This window comes from Mycobacterium sp. (assembly GCF_035314905.1).
Lineage (GTDB): Bacteria > Actinomycetota > Actinomycetes > Mycobacteriales > Mycobacteriaceae > Mycobacterium.
In genome coordinates this window covers 1-3840 of record NZ_DATFYW010000025.1, presented here as the reverse complement: position 1 = coordinate 3840, position 3840 = coordinate 1, and the positions used below count along the sequence as shown (strand labels likewise).

Below are 3840 nucleotides of genomic sequence, written 5' to 3'. Positions count from 1 at the left end.
GCCGCGCAGCGGAATCAGGTTCGCGCCCGCGTAACACAGCGACTCTTCGACGCCGCGGCGCGTCCACAGTTCGCCACCGATCGCGTTGGGGTCGATGCCGTGGTCAGCCACCCGGGCGGCGACCATGCACGACCCGATGGGATCGTCGTCAAAGACACGGCGCACCGCGGCGCCGTCGCGCACAACCGACACCCGTCGCTCGTTGACCAAGCGACGGATGGGCGGAGCCGACATGCTGACTCTTTCTGGCTCTTGCTGGATCTTTTAGCGACCGACGGTGTGGCTCGAGTGAGCCACGTCTCAGCTTACGGTCACAACAGGGGAACCGCTGGCTGATGTGGCTGAACCCGGCTGTGCGCCTATTTCGCTGGCGAGTCGCATGGCTTCCTCGATCAGCGTCTCGACGATCTGCGCCTCGGGCACGGTCTTGATCACTTCACCGCGCACGAAGATCTGTCCCTTGCCGTTGCCCGACGCGACACCGAGGTCGGCCTCGCGGGCCTCCCCCGGACCGTTGACCACACAGCCCATCACGGCGACCCGCAGCGGCACGTCGAGGCCGTCGAGCCCGGCGGTGACCTCATTGGCCAGCGTGTAGACGTCGACCTGGGCGCGACCGCACGACGGGCAGGACACGATCTCCAGCCCACGGGGTCGCAGGTTGAGGGACTCGAGAATCTGGGTGCCGACCTTGACCTCTTCGACAGGCGGCGCCGACAGCGACACGCGGATGGTGTCGCCGATGCCCCGCGACAGCAGCGCGCCGAAGGCGACCGCGGACTTGATGGTGCCCTGGAAAGCCGGACCGGCCTCGGTGACGCCGAGGTGCAACGGGTAGTCGCACTGCGCGGCCAGCTGCTCGTACGCGGCGACCATCACGACCGGGTCGTTGTGCTTGACGCTGATCTTGATGTTGCCGAAGCCGTGCTCTTCGAACAGCGACGCCTCCCACAGCGCCGATTCGACGAGCGCCTGCGGGGTCGCCTTGCCGTACTTGGCCATGAACCGCTTGTCCAGCGAGCCGGCGTTGACGCCGATGCGGATCGGGATACCCGCGTCGCCGGCGGCCCTCGCCACCTCTTTGACCCGGCCGTCGAACTCCTTGATGTTACCGGGGTTGACGCGCACCGCCGCGCAGCCCGCGTCGATCGCGGCGAAGATGTATTTCGGCTGAAAGTGGATGTCGGCGATCACCGGGATCTGGCTGTGGCGCGCGATCTCGGCCAGCGCGTCGGCGTCCTCCTGACGGGGACACGCTACCCGCACGATGTCGCAGCCCGTCGCGGTCAGCTCGGCGATCTGCTGCAGCGTCGCGTTGACGTCGTGGGTCTTGGTTGTGGTCATCGACTGCACGGCGACCGGGTAGTCGCTGCCGATTCCGACGTCGCCGACCATCAGCTGGCGGGTCTTCCGCCGCGGGGCCAGCGTCGGAGCAGCCGGTGTCGGCATGCCTAAGCCGACGGTCGACATGATGTCTCCCTTTCCCTGGGTTACTGGAAGAGCCTGATGGGGTTGACCAGATCAGCGGTCACGGTCAGCAGCATGTAGCCGACCACGACAAGCAAGACTACGTATGTCGCGGGCATTAACTTCATGTAGTTGACCGGCGCCGCGGCCACCATGCCGCGAGCCGCGCGGATCATGTTCCGGATCTTCTCGAACACCGCGATCGCGATGTGGCCGCCGTCGAACGGCAGCAGCGGGATCAAGTTGATGACGCCGAGCACGAAATTCAGCTGAGCAAGGAAGAACCAGAACGCCACCCACAGCCCGTGGTTGACGGTATCGCCGCCGATGATGCTGGCGCCGACCACGCTGATCGGAGTGTTCGGGTCGCGTTGCCCTCCGCCGATCGCGTGCACCAGATCGCCGACCTTGCTCGGAATCGCGGCCAGCGACTTGCCCAGCTGGACGGCCAGGTCGCCGCTGAACGTGAACGTCGCGGGCACCGCGGTGATGGGGTTGTAGTGCGTCGGGCCGTACTGCGCGGCGCTGATGCCGATCGCGCCGACCGTGGACGGCCCCTGGTCACTGGCCTTGGTCCATCGCCGGGTAGCCGTGACGTCGACGACGGTGGTGATGTCGCGTCCGTCGCGCTGCACGACGACCGGGGCGGGGCCGGTGAGCTTCTGCACCGCGCTGACCAGCTCGTCGAACGTGTGCACATCGGTGCTGCCGACCTTGACGATCACGTCGCCGGGTCTGATGCCGGCCGCGGCCGCGGGTCCGGCGCCCGTGCACTGGCCGAGCTGGCCCCTCGTGACTTCCGGTGCGACGCAGGATGTTTGGCCGACAACGGCGGTGGTCGGGGCGTGCAGGTTGGGCAGGCCCCAGATCGTCGCGACGGCGTAGATCAGCACCAGGCCGATCACGAAGTTCATGCCGGGACCCGCGAACAGCACCACGACGCGCTTCCACACCTTCTGCTTGAACATCGCGCGGTCGACCTCGTCGGGCTTGAGCTCGTCGACCGACGTCATTCCGGCGATGTCGCAGAACCCGCCCAACGGAACGGCCTTGACACCGTACTCGGTCTCGCCGCGGCGGGTGGACCACAGCGTCGGCCCGAAGCCGACGAAGTAGCGGCGCACCTTCATCCCCGTCGCCCGGGCCGCCCACATGTGGCCGCATTCGTGCAGCGCGACGGAGACCAGGATCGCGAGCGCGAACAGCACAATGCCGATCACGAACATCATGTCGTTTCCACGACCTCCTGTGTGACCGCGCGGCCGGCCCTCTCGCGGGCCCAGCGCTGCGCGTCGAGTACGTCTTCCACGTTAGCGGGTTCGGCGGCCCACTGGTCGGCGTCGCCCAGCACCTCGGCGATCGTGCGGACGATGGCTCCGAACGGGATGCGGCCGGCCAGGAACGCGGCGGCGGCCTCCTCGTTGGCGGCGTTGTACACCGCCGTCATGCAGCCCCCGGCCGTCCCCGCCGCCCGGGCCAGCTCCACCGCGGGGAACACGTCGGCGTCCAGCGGCTCGAATTCCCAGCTGGCGGCGGTGGAGAAGTCGCAGGCCGCGGCGGTCGCGGGCACCCGCGCGGGCCAGCCGAGGGCCAGCGAGATCGGCAGCTTCATGTCGGGGGGGCTGGCCTGCGCGATTGTCGAGCCGTCGGTGAAGGTGACCATCGAATGCACGATCGACTGCGGATGCACCACGACGTCGATCTGCTCGTAGGGCACGCCGAACAACAGGTGTGTCTCGATCACCTCGAGTCCCTTGTTGACCAGCGACGCCGAGTTCAGCGTGTTCATCGGGCCCATGTTCCAGGTCGGATGCGCGCCCGCCTGCTCAGGTGTGACATGCTCCAGATCGGCGGCCGACCAGCCCCGGAACGGCCCGCCGGACGCGGTGAGCACCAGCTTGGCGACCTCTTTGCGGTCGCCGGCGCGCAGGCACTGCGCGAGCGCGGAATGCTCGGAGTCGACCGGCACGATCTGGCCGGGTGCTGCGGCCCTCAGCACCAGGGGGCCACCGGCGACCAGCGACTCCTTGTTCGCCAGCGCCAGCCGGGCGTCGGTTTCCAGCACCGCCAGCGTCGGCTCGAGCCCCAGCGCCCCGACGAGCGCATTGAGCACCACGTCGGCCTCGGTGTCCCGGACCAGGCGGGCGACCGCGTCCGGGCCCCGGTAGGCGACGCCGTCGATGGTGCCGGCCGCGTCCGGGTCGGCGATCGCGATCTTCGATACTCCGGTCGCGTCGCGCTGCTGGGCGAGCAGCCGCGCATTTGCGCCACCGGCGGCGAGCCCGACCACCTCGAATCGGTCGGGGTTGGCGGCGATGACCTCCAGCGCCTGAGTGCCGATGGATCCGGTGCTGCCCAGAATCAGCACGCGCC

At 68.5% G+C, this 3840-nt stretch carries 3 protein-coding genes and 1 pseudogene; all 4 read right to left on the bottom strand.

Going from position 1 to position 3840, the window contains the following annotated elements:
• Window positions 1-234, bottom strand: a pseudogene (locus VKG81_RS02105) (GNAT family N-acetyltransferase); the annotation flags it as partial.
• 66 nt (window positions 235-300) lie between these two features.
• Window positions 301-1470: a flavodoxin-dependent (E)-4-hydroxy-3-methylbut-2-enyl-diphosphate synthase gene (ispG, locus tag VKG81_RS02100; RefSeq protein ID WP_324389240.1), complete on the bottom strand. Its 1170-nt coding sequence runs from the start codon at window positions 1468-1470 to the stop codon at window positions 301-303.
• Between the two features lie 20 nt (window positions 1471-1490).
• Window positions 1491-2696 carry a M50 family metallopeptidase gene (locus VKG81_RS02095; protein WP_324389238.1) on the bottom strand — a complete coding sequence of 402 codons (1206 nt, stop codon included), beginning with the start codon at window positions 2694-2696 and terminating at the stop codon, window positions 1491-1493.
• Window positions 2693-3840, bottom strand: a 1148-nt coding sequence (dxr, locus tag VKG81_RS02090) for a 1-deoxy-D-xylulose-5-phosphate reductoisomerase (RefSeq protein ID WP_324389236.1), incomplete at its 5' end; no start/stop codon positions are given. The genes VKG81_RS02095 and dxr, both read right to left, overlap by 4 nt.